Annotated in this window: 18 protein-coding genes and 1 pseudogene; 6 read left to right on the top strand and 13 right to left on the bottom strand. The window is 62.5% G+C overall.

What is annotated here, in order from left to right; all coding sequences use genetic code 11:
- The 4 genes and pseudogenes from AC1DN0_RS11195 to AC1DN0_RS11180 form a co-directional block, all read right to left on the bottom strand.
- Nucleotides 1–596 (bottom strand): bestrophin family protein (locus AC1DN0_RS11195; protein ID WP_477145719.1); only part of this gene is annotated, 596 nt, incomplete at its 3' end.
- Nucleotides 597–804: 208 nt separating this feature from the next.
- Nucleotides 805–1,014, bottom strand: coding sequence for a hypothetical protein (locus tag AC1DN0_RS11190; protein WP_441631937.1), 210 nt, complete (start codon nt 1,012–1,014; stop codon nt 805–807).
- Between the two features lie 193 nt (nt 1,015–1,207).
- Nucleotides 1,208–1,330, bottom strand: a pseudogene (locus AC1DN0_RS11185) (YciI family protein); the annotation flags it as partial.
- Nucleotides 1,315–2,220 (bottom strand): NmrA family NAD(P)-binding protein, encoded by a 906-nt coding sequence (locus AC1DN0_RS11180; protein ID WP_477145718.1) that lies wholly within the window; start codon nt 2,218–2,220, stop codon nt 1,315–1,317. The pseudogene AC1DN0_RS11185 and the gene AC1DN0_RS11180, both read right to left, overlap by 16 nt.
- Nucleotides 2,221–2,494: 274 nt before the next feature.
- Here AC1DN0_RS11180 and AC1DN0_RS11175 point away from each other — a divergent pair, with 274 nt between their 5' ends.
- Complete coding sequence (locus tag AC1DN0_RS11175; RefSeq protein WP_477102521.1) at nt 2,495–3,058, top strand: PadR family transcriptional regulator; 564 nt, start codon at nt 2,495–2,497, stop codon at nt 3,056–3,058.
- 30 nt (nt 3,059–3,088) lie between these two features.
- Here AC1DN0_RS11175 and AC1DN0_RS11170 read toward each other — a convergent pair whose 3' ends face one another.
- From AC1DN0_RS11170 to AC1DN0_RS11155, 4 genes are all read right to left on the bottom strand, one after another.
- A complete protein-coding gene (locus AC1DN0_RS11170; RefSeq protein ID WP_441631945.1) occupies nt 3,089–3,868 on the bottom strand; it encodes an alpha/beta fold hydrolase in 780 nt (259 codons plus the stop codon).
- Between the two features lie 70 nt (nt 3,869–3,938).
- On the bottom strand, nt 3,939–4,991 hold the full coding sequence (locus AC1DN0_RS11165; protein WP_441631947.1) for an alpha/beta fold hydrolase: 1,053 nt from the start codon (nt 4,989–4,991) through the stop codon (nt 3,939–3,941).
- A 229-nt stretch (nt 4,992–5,220) separates the two neighbouring features.
- Complete coding sequence (locus AC1DN0_RS11160; RefSeq protein ID WP_441631949.1) at nt 5,221–5,613, bottom strand: MAPEG family protein; 393 nt, start codon at nt 5,611–5,613, stop codon at nt 5,221–5,223.
- Entirely contained in the window at nt 5,610–5,735 is a 126-nt protein-coding gene (locus AC1DN0_RS11155; RefSeq protein ID WP_441631951.1) for a hypothetical protein, read from the bottom strand. Before AC1DN0_RS11155 ends, AC1DN0_RS11160 begins: the two co-directional genes overlap by 4 nt.
- A 90-nt stretch (nt 5,736–5,825) precedes the next feature.
- On the opposite strand from AC1DN0_RS11155, the gene AC1DN0_RS11150 reads away from it, so the two are divergent.
- From AC1DN0_RS11150 to AC1DN0_RS11140, 3 genes are all read left to right on the top strand, one after another.
- On the top strand, nt 5,826–6,098 hold the full coding sequence (locus AC1DN0_RS11150) for a type 1 glutamine amidotransferase family protein (protein WP_441631953.1): 273 nt from the start codon (nt 5,826–5,828) through the stop codon (nt 6,096–6,098).
- A gap of 901 nt (nt 6,099–6,999) precedes the next feature.
- Nucleotides 7,000–7,596, top strand: coding sequence for a DJ-1/PfpI family protein (locus AC1DN0_RS11145; protein ID WP_441632000.1), 597 nt, complete (start codon nt 7,000–7,002; stop codon nt 7,594–7,596).
- A 198-nt stretch (nt 7,597–7,794) separates the two neighbouring features.
- Nucleotides 7,795–8,571, top strand: a complete 777-nt coding sequence (locus tag AC1DN0_RS11140) for an enoyl-CoA hydratase (RefSeq protein WP_441631955.1) — start codon at nt 7,795–7,797, stop codon at nt 8,569–8,571.
- A 33-nt stretch (nt 8,572–8,604) separates the two neighbouring features.
- On the opposite strand, the gene AC1DN0_RS11135 is transcribed toward AC1DN0_RS11140, so the two are convergent.
- Together AC1DN0_RS11135 and AC1DN0_RS11130 are read right to left on the bottom strand one after the other, a co-directional pair.
- Nucleotides 8,605–9,039, bottom strand: a complete 435-nt coding sequence (locus AC1DN0_RS11135; RefSeq protein WP_441631957.1) for a MarR family winged helix-turn-helix transcriptional regulator — start codon at nt 9,037–9,039, stop codon at nt 8,605–8,607.
- A 111-nt stretch (nt 9,040–9,150) separates the two neighbouring features.
- The gene (locus AC1DN0_RS11130; RefSeq protein ID WP_441631959.1) at nt 9,151–10,446 is read right to left on the bottom strand and encodes an MFS transporter; all 1,296 of its coding nucleotides are present in this window, start codon (nt 10,444–10,446) and stop codon (nt 9,151–9,153) included.
- 550 nt (nt 10,447–10,996) lie between these two features.
- Between AC1DN0_RS11130 and AC1DN0_RS11125 the strand changes: the two genes are divergently transcribed.
- Nucleotides 10,997–11,602, top strand: a complete 606-nt coding sequence (locus AC1DN0_RS11125; protein WP_477145717.1) for an SDR family NAD(P)-dependent oxidoreductase — start codon at nt 10,997–10,999, stop codon at nt 11,600–11,602.
- 168 nt (nt 11,603–11,770) lie between these two features.
- On the opposite strand, the gene guaA is transcribed toward AC1DN0_RS11125, so the two are convergent.
- From guaA to guaB, 3 genes are all read right to left on the bottom strand, one after another.
- The gene (gene guaA / locus AC1DN0_RS11120; RefSeq protein WP_428179046.1) at nt 11,771–13,390 is read right to left on the bottom strand and encodes a glutamine-hydrolyzing GMP synthase; all 1,620 of its coding nucleotides are present in this window, start codon (nt 13,388–13,390) and stop codon (nt 11,771–11,773) included.
- The gene (locus AC1DN0_RS11115) at nt 13,365–13,967 is read right to left on the bottom strand and encodes a hypothetical protein (RefSeq protein ID WP_441631963.1); all 603 of its coding nucleotides are present in this window, start codon (nt 13,965–13,967) and stop codon (nt 13,365–13,367) included. The genes guaA and AC1DN0_RS11115 overlap by 26 nt, the downstream gene beginning before the upstream one ends.
- A gap of 159 nt (nt 13,968–14,126) precedes the next feature.
- Nucleotides 14,127–15,590 carry an IMP dehydrogenase gene (guaB, locus tag AC1DN0_RS11110; RefSeq protein ID WP_441631965.1) on the bottom strand — a complete coding sequence of 488 codons (1,464 nt, stop codon included), beginning with the start codon at nt 15,588–15,590 and terminating at the stop codon, nt 14,127–14,129.
- Nucleotides 15,591–15,712: 122 nt separating this feature from the next.
- On the opposite strand from guaB, the gene AC1DN0_RS11105 reads away from it, so the two are divergent.
- The gene (locus tag AC1DN0_RS11105; RefSeq protein WP_276290192.1) at nt 15,713–16,672 is read left to right on the top strand and encodes a DMT family transporter; all 960 of its coding nucleotides are present in this window, start codon (nt 15,713–15,715) and stop codon (nt 16,670–16,672) included.
- Nucleotides 16,673–16,766: the final 94 nt, after the last annotated feature.

Genomic DNA, 16,766 nt, shown 5'->3' with positions numbered 1-16,766 from the left:
AAATAGAAGGCATTGCCGATCTCGCCGGCATCAAGGAACCGCTTGATCGTCGCCGACTGTGTTCCCAGCAACCGGGTTGTCTTGCTTTCGGCATGCTGAAGCGAGTCGAGTTCGGCCTGCGGCAGATACCGCGCAAGCGCCTGTTCCAATGGAGTCTCCCACTCTGGAACCCGGTAGTACTTTCGATACTCCACGTTCRATACCTTGCCCGCATTTTCCCAGATCCTTGGGGTTCTCAGCTGATAGCGAAGCGCCGTCAACCACGCGCAATGCCGGAGAATCAGTTCCCGCCCGGCTGCCTGCCCCGCCAGAAAGTCCCGGCCCATCACACCCAGACATCGGCTGCCATTCAGTATCTCAGTCCAGATTTGCTGCGCCTCCAAGGCTCTGCTGTAGGTCTGCACGTTCCTGAAACCCACGATGAATGACGTGGCCGTGCCCAGCAGCAGCACAACCGAGACCGGAATCGACAGCCATTTCAGCCCGAAGAACTGATAAAGGAGAACGGGCAGCGAACCGCATGCTAGCGAGGCATAGAGTTGCCGTCTCGACCAGAACGTGAACTCGGATACGGTGTACGATTTTCCCAGGTGCATGGTGCGCATCTCCCGGCAGTGTGGCAGCTCGCAGGGCCGCGGTCCGAACTGCCGACAGGCAATATCGCCAACCGCCCTCACCACTGACAAGATAGCTGCCGGGGACCTGATTCTGCAATGGTGGATTGCCGTTCGGCCGCTCGAGACAAAACAGGTCGGCTCCGCCGTTCGCTGAAACCCAGCGGCTGACCAGTCTCCAAACGCGCCCTCAGACGCGATATCCGTAGAGTGTTCCGTCGGCTTCGCGCGCGTTGTCCAGCGGGTCGCCCGCAAGTTCGCTGCAGGCATTGCCGTTCGGCTGAACTGTGCCGACAGCTGGCCCTCCCGCGTGGTCATTGACCGTAGCCAGGACAAGGTTGGCGGCAACGGCGAAAGCGGCGGCTGTAATCGCCCGCCTTAGCATGTGTGTGCGGATCATCTGAAATCCCTTAGTTGAGTAGGAAACATGCAAAACGCAGGTTTCATGGGCAGTTGGCCAGCAGCTGCACGAATACTTGCAAGCGCCGGTCGACGTCCTCGGGCATGCGCAGCCAGTTGAACGGGCTGGCCACAGTTGCGGGAAGAGCGAGGCAACGGCGATGACAGTGCCATCTGCAAGCGCTTACGCGGACCTACGCGCGGATGATCGGCAGGACCGGGATGACTTCCGTAAATCCGGCTGATGAGCTGGGGCTGCGCTCAGCCCAGTTCAAAGCCTCTTCCAGCGTCTCGACATTGATCACCACAAAGCCGCCAAATAGCGCGCGCCCTTCCGGGGATGGGCCATCCTGGACTTCGCGCTGGCCGTCCCCTGCTCGAAGGTGCCGGTCATGCGGTCGTAGCGGTTATCGCGATGTAGCTGGGCCATGACGACCAGGTGTGCGGTCAGATGCGCCGGCTGCTGGATCTCCTGGAGCTTGGCCTCCCAGATCTGCGGTGGCACGTTGACGTATTGGATGGTGCGGCCCAGAGCGCCGCTGAACTCCTGTGCGAGCTCCGCCATCGTCAGCGACTGGGGGCCGGTCAGTTCGTAGAGCTTGCCGATATGCGGCTCCGGGTTGGCCAGCACAGCTGCGGCGACAGCCCCCACATCGGCGGCGGCGATCGGCGAGGTCTTGCCGTCGGCGAACGGCAGGCGGATGGCGTTGTCGTCGCGGATGCCCTTGGCCGCCGGCAGGAACAAGCCTTCGAAGAAAGCAGTTGGACGCAGGTAGACCACCGGCAGGCCGGACCAACGCAGCATCTGCTCTGCGAGCCAGTGCTGCTTCTGTTGCGGGCTGCCGGTGGTCTCTGTCTCGCTCATCTGCGACAGCGTCATCTGCGACAGATTGACGAAGGCCTTCACACCCAGGCTCTTGGCTGTGACCGCGACGTTGGCGGCTGCTTCCAGGTAGTCGGGCGAAACCGACATCGTGAAATAGACCACTGAGCAGCCTTGCATGGCCGCGCGCACGGCAACGATGTCGAGCATGTCGGCGACCACGACTTCGGCGCCCAGGTCGCCCAGCATGTCGGCGCGCTTGTCCAGATTGCGCACCATGGCGCGTACGCGATGGCCTTGCTCCAGCAGGATGGCGATGGCCGCGCGCGCGGTCGAGCCGACGCTGCCGGCGGCGCCGGTGACGAGGATGGTTTCTTGGGACATGAGTCTCTTCCTTGTATCAATGATCAAAAYGAAACCGGTGTAGCTGATGTTGTCGGCACCGGCCGGCGCCGCCTCGTCCAGGCAACCTTGGCGCTCAGAGGCGGCGACACGGCGGACTGGCCGCACCCGGTCAACGCCGCCACGCCTGGCGCAGTCGCTGCCCTGGGAATAGGGTAAGATTCAGTATGTAGAAAAATACATAGTGGCACGGTTTTTTGACTATGTCAAAAAAAACATAGTCATTCCGCGTGCGCGCTGACGCAATCAAGGAGCAATGCGAGTGAGTGATCTGAAGGAAGCCAGGGCAAGCAAGGAAAAGCCGCTGAAGCATGTTCTTCTTGCCGGGATACATTGCCAGCCGCGTTCCGGCTATGAACTGACCAAATGGCTGCAGATGGCGGGCCAGCATTGCTGGTCGGTCGAGCACAGCTCGGTGTACCCGGCTTTGCGAGAACTGGAGACGGATGGACTCATCACATCGGAGCGCTTGCCGGGAACGCGCGGGCCGGAACGCTCGATCTACAGCATGACTGTTGCCGGACGCGAGAAGCTGAGGTCTTGGGTGGCGAAAGGTTCACCGCGCCCGGCCATCAAGGACGAACAGATACTGCGGGTGTTGTGCTTCGATTTGCTGTCGCGCGAGGCAGCGTTGCAGCAGATCCGTGAGGTGCGTGCAGACCACCAGGTCCAGCTTGAATTTTTTCTCGCAAGGCAGGCCGAGCTGAGCGAGGATCAGCTTGGACCGCTGTTGGTGACGCGCCGCGGCGTGCTGGCTGAACAGGCCTATATCGCGTGGTGTGACGAGGTGGCGGAAATGATTGCTCGCAGGCCAGCCTGATGTCCGACTGAATTCAGGCTGGTGCGCCAGCTACTGGACTTTGCTGGCCGCTGCGATGATCGCGGCGGCAACCGCCTTCGGATGACTCAACATTGCGACGTGACTTGAATCGACGTGTATCGTTGTTGCGCCGATCTGCTTTGCCATTGCTTCCTCGGCTCGCGGATCGATCATGCGATCCTGGTTGGCGACCACGAACCACGACGGCTTCGTGTGCCACGCGGCGATGCTCACCTTGTCGTCCAGAGAGCCCGCGAACCACGGTCCTTGCGTCGCTGCGAGGGTGCGTGCTTGTGCCGGCGTCAGATCCTGGGCGAAATCATTCACCACGGCGTCGGTGGACAACGTCAGGAAGTTTGCGGAGTCTTTCCTCAATTTCCCTGCCCAGGCCGGCGCCGGCTTGCCTTTCATCATGTCGTTGACCGATACGCCGCTATCCGGAACGAGAGCGGCCACGTACACGAGTGCCTTGACTTTATCGTCGTTGCCGGCCTGGGTGATCACGAAACCGCCCCACGAATGGCCTACGAGCACAACCGGACCGGTTTGCAGTTCTATCGCACGCCTGGTCGCCGCCGTATCATCCGCAAGCGAGCTGAGCGGGTTCTGAACCGAAACCACGTGAAGACCGTGCGCTTCGAGCAGCGGGATCACCCGATTCCAGCTGGAACCGTCGGCGAAAGCGCCGTGCACAAGCACGACGTTCGTTCCTTTCAGATCCTGCGGCTGGGCGGCATGGGCCGCATTCAGCGGAAACACGCTGGCGAGCAACATCGCCGATGCGAGACATCTCTTCAACAAACGGTTCATGATGGGCTTTTCCTCAAATGTGTGGAGTGAGCCGTTAGCATCGCAGGCAGCCCACGCGACACGTTGGCACTTAGTAGCCGGCAACCTCGATCACCGCGTCCGCAAAGGCCTTGGGCGCTTCCTGCGGCAGATTGTGGCCGATTCCGCCTCCCATGGTCCGGTGCGTGTATTTGCCGGAAAATTTCTTCGCGTACGCTGCAGGCTCGGGATGAGACGCACCATTGGCGTCGCCTTCGAGAGTGATGGTCGGCACGGTGATGACCGGCGCGGCTGCGAGACGCTTTTCGAGCGCGTCGTACTGCGGCTCCCCGTCCGCAAGACCCAATCGCCAGCGGTAGTTGTAGATCACGATTGCCACGTGATCCGGGTTCTGGAAGGCTTTTGCGGATCGCTCGAACGTCGCATCGTCGAAATGCCATTTCGGCGATGCGAGTTGCCAGATGAGCTTCGTGAAGTCGTGCCGGTTGGCTTCATAGCCGCGCCTGCCACGCTCCGTCGCGAAGTAGAACTGGTACCACCACGTGAGCTCCGCCTGCGGCGGCAAGGGCGCCTTGTTGGCTTGCTGGCTGCCGATCAAATAGCCGCTCACCGATACCAGCGCCTTGCAGCGCTCCGGCCACAGCGCCGCGACGACGTTGGCCGTGCGTGCACCCCAGTCGAAACCGCCGATGATCGCCCTCTCGATCTTCAGCGCATCCATCAGCGCGATGACGTCGACGGCGAGCACCGCCTGCTGGCCATTGCGGACCGCGTCGCTGGAAAGAAACCGCGTCGTCCCGTAGCCGCGCAGGTACGGAACCACCACCCGATAGCCCGCCGACGCGAGCCGAGGCGCGACGTCGACGAAGCTGTGGATGTCGTATGGCCAGCCATGGAGCAAGATCACGACCGGGCCGGTACCCGGGCCGACTTCGGCATAACCGACATTCAGAGCGCCGGCATCGATCTGCCTGATCTCGGTGAACGATGCACTCGACGCTGAGGCGTTCGCGCCTGCAGCAGGCCCGCTGGCTTGACTGGACTGTGCGTGCGCCAGCCCGCTCAAGACCAGTTCCATCGCACCTGCGCTGACGGCCGCCGTCCCAACAAAGCGCCGACGACCGGTGTTGATCCGATTCGACATCAGTACCTCTCCTCTTCAGGTCGATTCAATGTGCTCGAATGCGCGCCGCACGCTTCGCTCTCTGCGCAGAACACGAATGCTTCGCTCCATTGCACCGGGGCACGCGCACATGCAATGCCGGTAACCGGGCGGATGGTCAGCCCTTGCAACGTGAAGCTTGGCGAACGAAGGGCCACACCAGGACCCCAGGATCCGGCATGAAATCAGACCGCGCGACGCGGCCAGAGAGCTAGCGGCCGTTGAGCAATGCAACACAGAGGGCTATCCCGAACGCGTAAGTTCCCAAGGCTCCGATAGCGCGAGCCGGATTGGGCTTCGTCATCGATGGCCAAGCAAGTAGTCCAACCACCAGGAGCAAGCGGCAGGCAGTTGCACCTGCCATGCACCAGAGCTGCCAGTGAGGCGGATTCCGAAAGCCGAGGTACAGAAAAAGCAACGCGAAGAACGGGACGTACTCGGCAGTGTTGCCGTGAGCGCGAACCAGTTTCGTCAGCAGCCGATCAGGCTCAGGAGCGTATCCGCTCAGCACGCCGACACGAGTGCGCAGGACCGAGATGGCGAGTCCAAGTGCGAACAAGAGCAGACCAAGCACGGCGGTGCAGGCCAGTGCAGTGCTATTCATTCGACACCCCCTTCCTGACATTCGAAACCAGCCATGCCCCAAGCGACCGCCAGGGTGAGCCGGGTCAGCGCAGCCACGTTCAGTTGAATCGTGTTTCCCTTCGAGCTGTCGGTAGCGCTCATCTGGAGTCCTCATGCCGAGCGGATTGACAGCTCCATGGTAGATGCCCACCCTGAGGCCTGAATGACGAATTTCCCTCCTTTTAGGACAAGATGAAGCGCATCGGAGTCGTGGTGTTCCCCGGCTTCCAGTCCGTCGATATGGCCGCCGCTTCTTTCTTCGAGATGGCCAACTTCAAGGTGCCGGCCCATGCCTGCGAAATCCATGTCGTCTCGGAAGCCGGCGGCGCCGTGAAGAGCGCTATGGGTACGGCAGTCCACACGATCGCGTTTGACCCGTACACGTACGAGCCGATTCAATGGTTCCATCTGTTCGCGCGTTCGCCCCCCGGACTTGCCCATGCACAAAGACCTGATCGTGCCTGAGCGTTCTGCCGCCCATGGCGTGGTTATATGGCGGACGTCGTGCGACATTACCTGCGCGAAGAACGAATTCGCCCCGATGACCTCGTCGCGCACCGTAGCAATCGCTGCCGCGAGTTCCTCCTTCGCCCACGAGGATGGCAAGCCGCAGAGGCGGATGCAGTGTCTGCAGGCATGAAGGTCTCCTTGCGGATCCATGGAAGAGACTTGCTCTGTGGTGCCGCGCCTGGCCCAATCCCCCTGATGTGATACGCCAGGCCGGCGTACAAACAGATCACAAACCAGAGCGCGCCGAAGGCAATCAGGAAGTCATCCATGATCTCTCCGTTTTCTCTGCCATGTCGGCCACCTCGCGGGTCAGCCGTCGTGCTTGCGAGAAAGAGTTGTCGGACGATTTCAATTGCGCTCCTTCATATCAGGTTGAGTTCGGACTGACCCCAGCAACACTCGACGGCCCCATTTCTGGACGGGCAGACGAATCTTCGGCGCTGATGCTCGCTTCACCACCAGGGCGATGCCGGCCAACTGGGCTACGGCGCCATCGTAAATCCGACAACCAGTACATTCAAATAATTGTCATGGATACACTCTGCGATGCTCGGATGCGCTACAAGCAATGTGTCGACCGCCTTGCTGCCAATATCTGCAAAGGTCGATTGCCGCTGGGACAAGTTTGCCCTTCGGCGGCGCCCCCTCCGCGCTTGCAAACGCTGCACCGCGATGCGCGTGGCTAGCCAGAGGCGGCTACAGTTTGAGTCAGCTTCCGCAGGTGGGATGGGGCGCTCGATTTGGCACTCGCGATGAGTGAGGCATGCCTGAGCGTATCCATGACAATTATTTGGATGTATTGAATATCGGTTCTACGATGGCGCAATACAGCGTTTCCACTCGCACGAGGACCGACATGCACATCGCCATCCTGACCTTTGAAGGTTTCAACGAACTCGACTCGCTGATCGCACTCGGCATCCTCAACCGGATCAAGCAGCCGGGCTGGCGGGTGTCGATCGCCAGTCCGGCGGACAAGGTGCGCTCGATGAACGGTGTGGTGATGGAGGCGCAAGCGTCGCTGAAGGACGCATGCGACGCGGACGCCGTGCTGGTGGGTAGCGGGATACGGACCCGGGACGTCGTCGCCGATGCCGCGCTGATGTCGCAGCTGAGGTTCGACCCGACGCGCCAGTTGCTGGGCGCGCAGTGCTCGGGCACGCTCATGCTTGCCAAGCTGGGCCTGCTGGACGACGTTCCGGCCTGCACGGACCTGACCACCAAGCCGTGGGTCGAGGAGGCAGGTGTGGCTGTGCTCAATCAGCCATTCGTGGCCAAGGGAAACGTCGCGACCGCCGGCGGATGTCTGTCCTCGCAGTATCTGGCGGCCTGGTTCATCGCACGCCTGGAAGGCGTCGACGCTGCACGTAGCGCGATTCACTATGTGGCGCCAGTGGGGGAAAAGGAGGCCTACGTGACGCGCGCGATGGCGAACATTTTGCCGTTCCTCTAATGCGTACTGCGTCTCGCACGGCTGCCCACTGCAGGCACTCGCCGTCGAGACCCGCTCCCGGCAAGTCATTTCCGGGGGGGCAGATATGGTTCTCGATCGGCCAGCGGTTTACTTCGCACGCGAATTACATATATACTTCGCATGCGAAGTTAAATTGAATGCCTGCACGGCATTACGCAACCCATCTGGAGACAGACCATGAGCTCGGAAATTCGTGTTGACCTTAGCGGCGGCGTCCTGACCATTACGCTTGCCCGGCCGGACAAGAAGAATGCATTGACGAACGAGATGTACGGCGCGCTCGCCGACACTATCGAGCAGGCACAGCAGGACCGCAATATCCGGGTATTGCTGCTGCAAGGCGACGGGGACATTTTTACGGCGGGCAATGATGTGGGCGAATTCGCAGCGATAGCGGCAGGAAATGGCCCCGGCGAACGCCACGTGCACCGCTTTCTGCGCGCCCTTGCCAACTCGACCGTACCGATTGTCGCCGCGGTCAACGGCAAGGCCGTCGGCGTCGGCACCACCATGCTGCTGCATTGCGATTACGTCGTGCTCGCGCAGGATGCGCTGCTGATCACGCCCTTCGTGAACCTTGCCCTTGTTCCCGAGGCGGCTTCAAGTTACCTGCTTCCCCTGCGTATCGGGCACGTCAGGGCCTTTGAGATGTTCGCGCTGGGCGAGCCGCTTGACGCGCAAACCGCCGTGGCATGGGGCATCGCGAACAAAGTTTGCGCCAATGACCAGCTGCGGGCGGACGCGCGCCTGATGGCCGAAAAGATTGCCGCCAGGCCCGCCGGCTCCCTTAGTGCAATGAAAAAGCTCATGCGCGACGCGGAGAAACTGGTTTCGCAGATGAACAGCGAAAGCGCCAGGTTCGAGGAGCGGCTGGCCAGTGCCGAAGCCAAGGAAGCATTCTCGGCCTTCGCCGAGAAGCGCAAACCGGACTTCACCAAGGTCGCCCTGCAGTAAGTCGAGTGATTCGCTGTCCGGCCGCTGCCCAGGTTACAACTCGCCTTCGTCGGCGGCCGGAAACTTCGTCTGCAGGCTGGTCAGCCACCGCGCCACCACGTCAATTTCGGCCGTGGTGAAACCTTCGGTCAGCCTGGCATTTGTTTCCTTCATGCCAGCCTTCGAACGCCGGCGAGCCAAGCGTCCTGCCTCCGTCAGCCATAGGCGCGATGCACGGCGATCGGTCTCGTCCGGCCGGCGCTCGATCAGGCCCGCCCTTTCGGTCCGGTCAGCCAGACCGCTCATCCCGGGTGCGCCCAGATCCAGCGCTGCGGCAGCCTCGCCCATCAGCGCCCCGTCGTTCCTGCCCAGAAAGAAAAGCAGTCCAGCCTGGGCCGCTGTCACGCCACCCGCGGCCGTGCGCGCTTGTGACCACCTATGCAGTCGACGCTGGCCGACGTTCAATAGATAGACGAGTCGATGCTCCATGTCTTTGACGGATAAAAGATGCCATTTAGTTCACATGCGAATGTTATCACGTACCCGGTGCCTGACTTTGGTCGGTCACGGCAATGAACTTCTGTCGACTCCGCCGACGCCTCACCTCGAAGGTTCGCCATCCCTGGTAGCAATCAGTTCTTTCGGCGTCAGCGGGATCAAGAGCAGGATCAGTGCGTACACCACGGTCGTCGCGATCACACAATATGTGAATCCGTGCGTTGAACTGCTGTTGTAGATCCATGAGCCCAATAGATCGCCGGCACGCGCCGAAAGCGCGAGAACGCCTTCCACCAGCATCATCAAGGTTCCTTGCAAGCCTGGCGGGCAGGACCGCATCGCGAGATCGAAGTATGCTGCCGTGGCTACACCGCCCATCAGCCCTATCGGTGCCGCCAATACAAGCGCAAGATTCGCAGAGTGAATGAATGCCAGCGGAATCATCTGCGGCACTGCGACGATCGTTCCCCACCACAGCAGCTTGTTCAGCGATACGCTCTTGCACAGAAAGCCATACAGCAGGAATGTCGGGATGAACGCGGCGGCAAAGATCCCGTTGTAGTACGAGTAAACGGAATCCGATGCATGCAGCTCATTGGTCAGATAGAACTGCAGCGGAGTGGCCGATCCTGGCGCAAAGTTCCACAGAAAGCAGATGAGAACCGCTGGATAAACGGCCTTATGCTTCGCCAGCCGCCTGACATTCCCAACAAGATCCGCGCCCCTGGCTTGCGGGTGCTCGTAGGTATGGCCGAAGACGGAAACGGGCTTCCAGAGTCCCATCACGGCAATCAATAAAGTGAACATCGCAGCCAGGACGAAGGCTTCTTTCGCGGCAAGATGATCGGAAAAGTACCCGGAAGCAAACGCTCCCGCAACGACCGGGACGGAACTGACCACATTCAACAGAGCGCTCAGGCGCCCGGACATGCGCTTCTCCTGGCCCACCAGAGCGACCAGCCCCTGATAGGCTGCGGCGATAAATCGGGACGACAGCATCGCCAGCAGCATCCCGATGACCAGTCCCGCGTATGAGAAACCCGAAAACGCCATCCAGATGAATGCCACCGCGGTCGCCGGAGCGAAAATCAGGAAGAAGCCGCGATCGCGCAATCCCATCGGGTCCCATTGGTCGCGCGCGAGGCCGAAAGCGAACGCAAAGTACACGGGTATGCCCGTAACCAGCCGGAATGTCGAGATCTGCGTCGCCGTCGCATGCAACTGGTTCTTGAGTATGTACGACGTCTGTATGTCAATCAGATAACCGGCCGGCGTTGCCAGATAGATGAACAGGGTCAGCCAACCGAAATACAGCAGGGTTCGGTCGCTGCCCTCGGAACCATTAGTTGGGGGTGGAAAAATTTCAGCCCGATAGGCGCGTCTGGCGTTCTTGGACATGGGGGGAACACGTACACGTCCTCAAAAAACCGATCCAGGGTGCACCCGTGAATGTGCGGGCTACTCCACCGGAAAACGGTTACTGAATTCAGCGTTCAGCGCGGGAAAGTATAGGTAAAAAACGGGATTGGATGTTCCGAGGCCTACCGCATCGAAGCGAGAGAGAATTTCGGACGCACACGCTTACTCACTTGTACCTCTGGACAGCCAGTTGGGGTCGCCGGACGTCGACCTTCTCCTGCCCTTGCTTGGCCGAAGTCGGTGTGGAATCAACCGGTCGATGCCGCAACGGATACCGACAAACTCCCTCCCCTTCGCGCAGTGGTCCAGCGAGGCATCATCGCTACCCATACCATGGCCACGATCCGCGCCGCCAGCCAGGGCTGGTGCGGCCGCCACGGAGCGTCCAGGCTCGCGTACAAGCGCAACTACGCGCGCCAGGCCCTGGTGCGCCGCAGCACGAAAAACCATCCTTTAGGTGGGCTGCTCATCCGCCCGCGCCTGTTGCAATGTCTCCACCGCCGATCACAGGCGGACAGGAGACAACGACATGATCGAACTACAGGGCCGCAACGCCCTCATCACCGGTGCGGCGCAGGGGCTCGGCCTTGCCATCGCCCGGTTGTTCGTCGAACGCGGTGCACGGGTAATGCTGGCCGACATCGACGAGGCCGGGGCCGCCAGCGCCGCGGACGAACTGGGCCCGCAGGCGCGCTTCGTGCCCTGCGACGTCACCAGGAGCGCTGWCTGGGTCCGCGCGGTGGAGGCGGCCACGGCCGCCTTCGGCGGGCTCGATACGCTGGTCAACAACGCCGGCATCGAGATCGTCAAGCCGCTGTTCGACCAGAGCGAGGAAGGGGTCGGCCGCCTCATGAGCATCAACGTCATGGGCGTGTTCCTCGGCATGAAGCACTCGCTGGGCGCGCTCGCCGCCTCGGGCAAGGGTGCGGTGGTCAACATCTCGTCGCTGGCCGGCACCAACGGTGTGCCGCTGTTTGGCTCCTACGCCGCCTCGAAATCGGCCGTGATACTGGCGCAAAGCCTGTTCGTGTCGGAGGCCACGGTCAAATGGCACCTTCACAACATCTTTGCGAAGCTCGGCGTGCGCAACCGCACGAGCGCGCTGGCGCGCGCGCAGGAGAACTCACTGCCCTGATCCGCGAAGTGCCGTACCCGGCCTCTTTCGCCGCCTGATACTGCCTATCAATGCCAGAAATCTGGATGCAGCCGGGCGAAAAAAAGCCCGCAGAATCGCGGGCTTGGATCACTTACTGCTACTGCCTGTCATTGCCAGGTGGCGCCAGAAAATGCACCAAAATGAGGTTCACTCCCACTCGATCGTAGCCGGCGGTTTCCCCGACACGTCATACACCACGCGGTTCAAACCACGCACCTCATTGATGATGCGGTTCGAGCAACGACCCAACAGCGCGTACGGCAGGTGCGCCCAGTGCGCCGTCATGAAGTCGGTGGTCTGTACCGCGCGCAGCGCCACGACGTAGTCGTAGGTGCGTCCGTCGCCCATCACGCCGACCGACTTGACCGGCAGGAACACCGCAAAGGCCTGGCTGGTCAGGTCGTACCAGCTCTTGCCTACTTGCGAAGGCTCGCACATGCCCGCTGCAGCGTCCTGCTCGGTGGCAACCGTGCCACGCAGTTCTTCGATAAAGATCGCGTCGGCCCGGCGCAGCAGCTCGGCGTAGTCGCGCTTGACCTCACCCAGGATACGCACGCCCAGGCCCGGGCCCGGGAAGGGATGGCGGTAGACCATCTCCGGCGGCAGGCCAAGCGCCACGCCGAGTTCGCGGACTTCGTCCTTGAACAGGTCGCGCAGCGGCTCGAGCAGCTTCAGGCCCAGCGTTTCCGGCAGGCCGCCCACGTTGTGGTGGCTCTTGATGGTGGTGGCCTTCTTGGTCTTGGTGCCGCCGGACTCGACCACGTCGGGGTAGATCGTGCCCTGCGCCAGCCATTTGGCGTTGGTCAGTTTCTTGGCCTCGGCCTGGAACACTTCGACGAATTCGCGGCCGATGATCTTGCGTTTCTGCTCGGGATCGGTCACGCCGGCGAGGTGGCCGAGGAACTGCTCGGACGCGTCGATGGCAATGACCTTGGCGTGCAGGCGGCCGGCGAACATGTCCATGACCATCTTGCCTTCGTTCAGGCGAAGCAGGCCGTGGTCGACGAATACGCAGGTGAGCTGGTCGCCGATGGCGCGATGGATCAGGGCTGCGGCCACCGAGGAATCAACGCCGCCGGACAGGCCGAGAATCACTTCCTCGTCACCCACCTGCTCGCGGATCTTGGCGACGGCTTCAGCGATATGGTCGTGCATCACCCAGTCAGCCTTGGCGCCGGCGATCTTCAGCACGAAGCGCTCCAGAATGTCGCGGCCCTTGGCGGTATGCGTAACTTCCGGGTGGAACTGCACGGCGTAGTAGCCGCGCGCTTCGTCGGCCATGGCGGCGATCGGGCAACTGGGCGTGGAGGCCATCAGCTTGAAGCCCGGCGGCAGCTCGGCGACCTTGTCACCGTGGCTCATCCAGACCTTGAGCATGCCGTGGCCTTCGGGCGTGGAGAAATCCTCCAGGTCCTTGAGCAGCGCGGTATGGCCATGCGCGCGCATCTCGGCGTAACCGAACTCGCGATGGTCGCTCCACTCCACCTTGCCGCCCAGTTGCACGGCCATGGTCTGCATGCCGTAGCAGATGCCCAGCACCGGCACACCGAGGTCCCACACCGCCTGCGGCGCGCGCAGCTGGTGGTCTTCGTAGGTGCTGGCGTGGCTGCCGGACAGGATGATGCCCTTGGGCGCGAACTCGCGCACGAATTCTTCCGTGACGTCGTTCGGGTGAATCTCGCAGTAGACGTGCGCTTCGCGCACGCGGCGGGCGATCAGCTGCGTAACCTGCGAGCCGAAATCAAGGATTAGGATTTTGTCGTGCATGATGGGCGGATGGCGTTTCGTCCGGCAGGGGCTCGGGCATCACTTCGGTGCCCGGACCATAACCGGGCGGAGGCGTGACACCGGGCTCACGCCGGTATTCAGGTGATTGCGGCCGGCGTGCCACGGGGGCCGCGCCGGCATCCTTGTTTTGCGTCTCTTTTTGCAGCTCGCGCTGCGCGCGTTCTCGCACGCGCACGCGCTTGGCGGCCGGGATCTGCACCGCCGCGAAGAAGGCCATTACCGCGGCCAGCACCGGCAGCCAGATCTTTCCGGCGCCCTGCACCGGCAGGTCGAGCATAAGCATCCAGGTCACGATCAGCAGCGCGCTGGCCAGGTTGACCTGTCCAACCGTCCGCGCCACCGCGACCGTGAGCTGCCCGTTGACGGTCGCCTGCCACAGCAGCAAGGCCAGGCCGACCAGCGCCACGCCAAGCAGTTGCCCGTACATGGGGGGCTGCGGCTGCGGCAATTGCAGCGCGCTGTAAAAGGTCGTGAAAGGCGAAAGCAGCAAGACGGCGCCGAGCAGCAGATTCAGCAAGGCATCGAGGAACAGCACGGCACGCAGCAATACTTTCATCAGAGCTCCTCCGGCCAGGCAAGTAGCGTGGCTTGGGGGCGCAGCGTGGCCGGCAATCCCGGCCGCGCTGGCCCTTGCAGGCTACGCCGGTGGGCGCAGCCGGCGCGCGGCTGGCAGGACCGTCGGGTCCCGCGCAGCCGCCAGTTCATCGAGACCGGCTTAGTCGATGTAGTAGTTCGGCGCTTCCTTGGTGATCTGCACGTCGTGCACATGCGATTCGCGCATGCCGGCGGCCGTGATCTGCACGAACTCTGCGGTGTCGTGCCAGCTTTCGATGGAGCTGCTGCCGCAGTAACCCATCGAGGCGCGCACGCCGCCGCACATCTGGTGGATGATGGCCGTGACCGAACCCTTGTAGGCCACGCGGCCTTCAATCCCCTCGGGAACCAGCTTGTCGACGTTGGCGGTGTTGTCTTCCTGGAAGTAGCGATCGGCAGCGCCGTCCTTCATCGCGCCCACCGAACCCATGCCGCGGTAGCTCTTGAACGAGCGGCCCTGGTACAGGAACACTTCGCCCGGGGCCTCTTCGGTACCGGAGAACATGCCGCCCATCATGACCACATGCGCGCCGGCTGCCAGCGCCTTGGCGATGTCGCCCGAGTAGCGGATGCCGCCGTCGGCCACCAGCGGCACGCCGGTGCCCTTGAGGGCTTCGGCCACGTTGGAGACCGCGGTGATCTGCGGCACGCCCACGCCTGCCACGATACGGGTGGTACAGATCGAGCCCGGGCCGATGCCGACCTTGACACCGTCGGCGCCATGATCGACCAGCGCGCGCGCGGCAGCGCCGGTGGCGATATTGCCGCCGATCACCTGCACCTGCGGGAAGTTCTGCTTGACCCAGCGCACGCGGTCCAGCACGCCCTGGCTGTGGCCGTGCGCGGTGTCGACCACGATCACGTCGACGCCGGCCTTGACCAGCAACTCGATACGCTCGTCGTTGTCGGGGCCCACGCCAACCGCCGCGCCTACGCGCAGCTGGCCGCGGTCATCCTTGCTGGCCAGCGGATGCTCCACTGCCTTCTGGATGTCCTTGACCGTGATCAGGCCGCGCAGTTCGAAGGCCTGGTTGACCACCAGCACGCGCTCGAGGCGGTGGCGGTTCATCAGGCGCTTGGCGTCTTCCAGCGAGGCGTCTTCGCCAACCGTGACCAGCTTCTCGCGCGGGGTCATCTTGGCGCGCGCGGGCGCGTCCAGCTCTTCCTCGAAACGCAGGTCGCGGTTGGTGATGATGCCAACCACGGTCTTGCCTTCCAGCACCGGGAAACCCGAGATGCCGTACTGATGTGATAGTGCAATCACATCGCGGATCTTCATGTCGGGGGGAATGGTGATCGGATCGCGCAGCACGCCGGATTCATAGCGCTTCACGCGCGCCACTTCCCGGGCCTGGTCGGCCGGTTTCAGGTTCTTGTGGACGATGCCGATACCGCCGGCCTGCGCCATGGCAATCGCCAGGCGGGCTTCCGTCACGGTATCCATGGCGGCGGATACCAGCGGAATGTTCAGTTCGATCGAACGGGTCAGGCGGGTACGGAGCGAAACATCCCGGGGCAGCACCGACGAATAAGCCGGCACGAGGAGCACGTCATCGAATGTGAGTGCTTTCTGGACAAGACGCATAGCAATTCCTCTAGGCGCAAAACCGAATTATACAGGAATGGCTTGTTTCTTGACGCGCCTGAGGGTGCCCTTGTTCAAGTCTGCTATGCTCGTCGTCCTTTTTCCGGCATAGGCAAGCAACGATGGGTATCGGCGTACTGTGCGGCCTGCTGGCCGGCGCGTTCTGGGGCATGGTGTTTATCGCCCCCAAGCTGCTGCCCGTCTTCTCGCCCTGGGAACTTGCGATTGGTCGCTACCTCGCTTATGGGCTGGTGGCGTTTATCGCCGCGCTGCCGCTGATGCGGCGCATTGCACGCAAGCTCACCCGCGCCGATTGCGTTGCCCTGCTCCGCCAGGCCTTCACCGGCAACCTGCTGTACTACGTGCTGCTGGCCTTCGGCGTGCAGCTTGCGGGGGTGGGTCCGACCTCGCTGATCATCGGCATCCTGCCGATCTCGGTCACCATCATGGGCCGGCGCGACCACGGCGCAGTGCCGCTGTCGCGCCTGATCTGGCCGTTGCTGGTGGTCGCCGCGGGCATCGCCTGCATCAATATCGACCTGTTCGCCGGCGGCGGCGCCCATGGCGCCAGCGCCGGGGGAGAGGCGCTGCGCACCGTCTGGCAGCGCCTGGCCGGCGTGCTCTGCGCGGCCGGCGCCCTGGTGTGCTGGACGCTCTATGCCGTAGACAACGCGCGCTACCTGCAGCGCAATCCGCAATACAGCGGCAATGAATGGTCCGCCCTCTATGGCATTTCCACCGGCGTGGTGTCGGTCGTGCTGGCGCTGGCGGGCTGGCTGCTGGCCAGCGACAGCCTGGGCACCGCCGGCAGCGGCCGCGACTGGCAATGGTTCTGGATGGTCAACGCCGCGGTGGCGCTCGGTGCGTCGCTGATTGGCAACAACCTGTGGAACATCTCCAGCCGCCGCCTGCCGCTTACGCTGTCGGGCCAGATGATCGTCTTCGAGACGCTGTTCGCGCTGGCGTATGGCTTTGTCTTCGACCACCGCCTGCCGCGCCCCCTGGAGATCGCCGCCATTGTGTTGTTGATGATCGGCGTGGCCTGGTCGGTGCGCTTGCACGCCACCGACAAGTCTGCATAAACTAGCGGCCAACCCCGGCAGACAAGGGCGCATGCGTCACTCGTGAGACGGGGTCTCTCGCCCTACTCGCGGATCTCGCAGGCGTGCTTGCCTG

This window comes from Cupriavidus sp. 05N39 (assembly GCF_056397325.1).
Note: the sequence above shows the minus strand (reverse complement) of the source record. Positions and strands in the feature narration are given on the sequence as shown.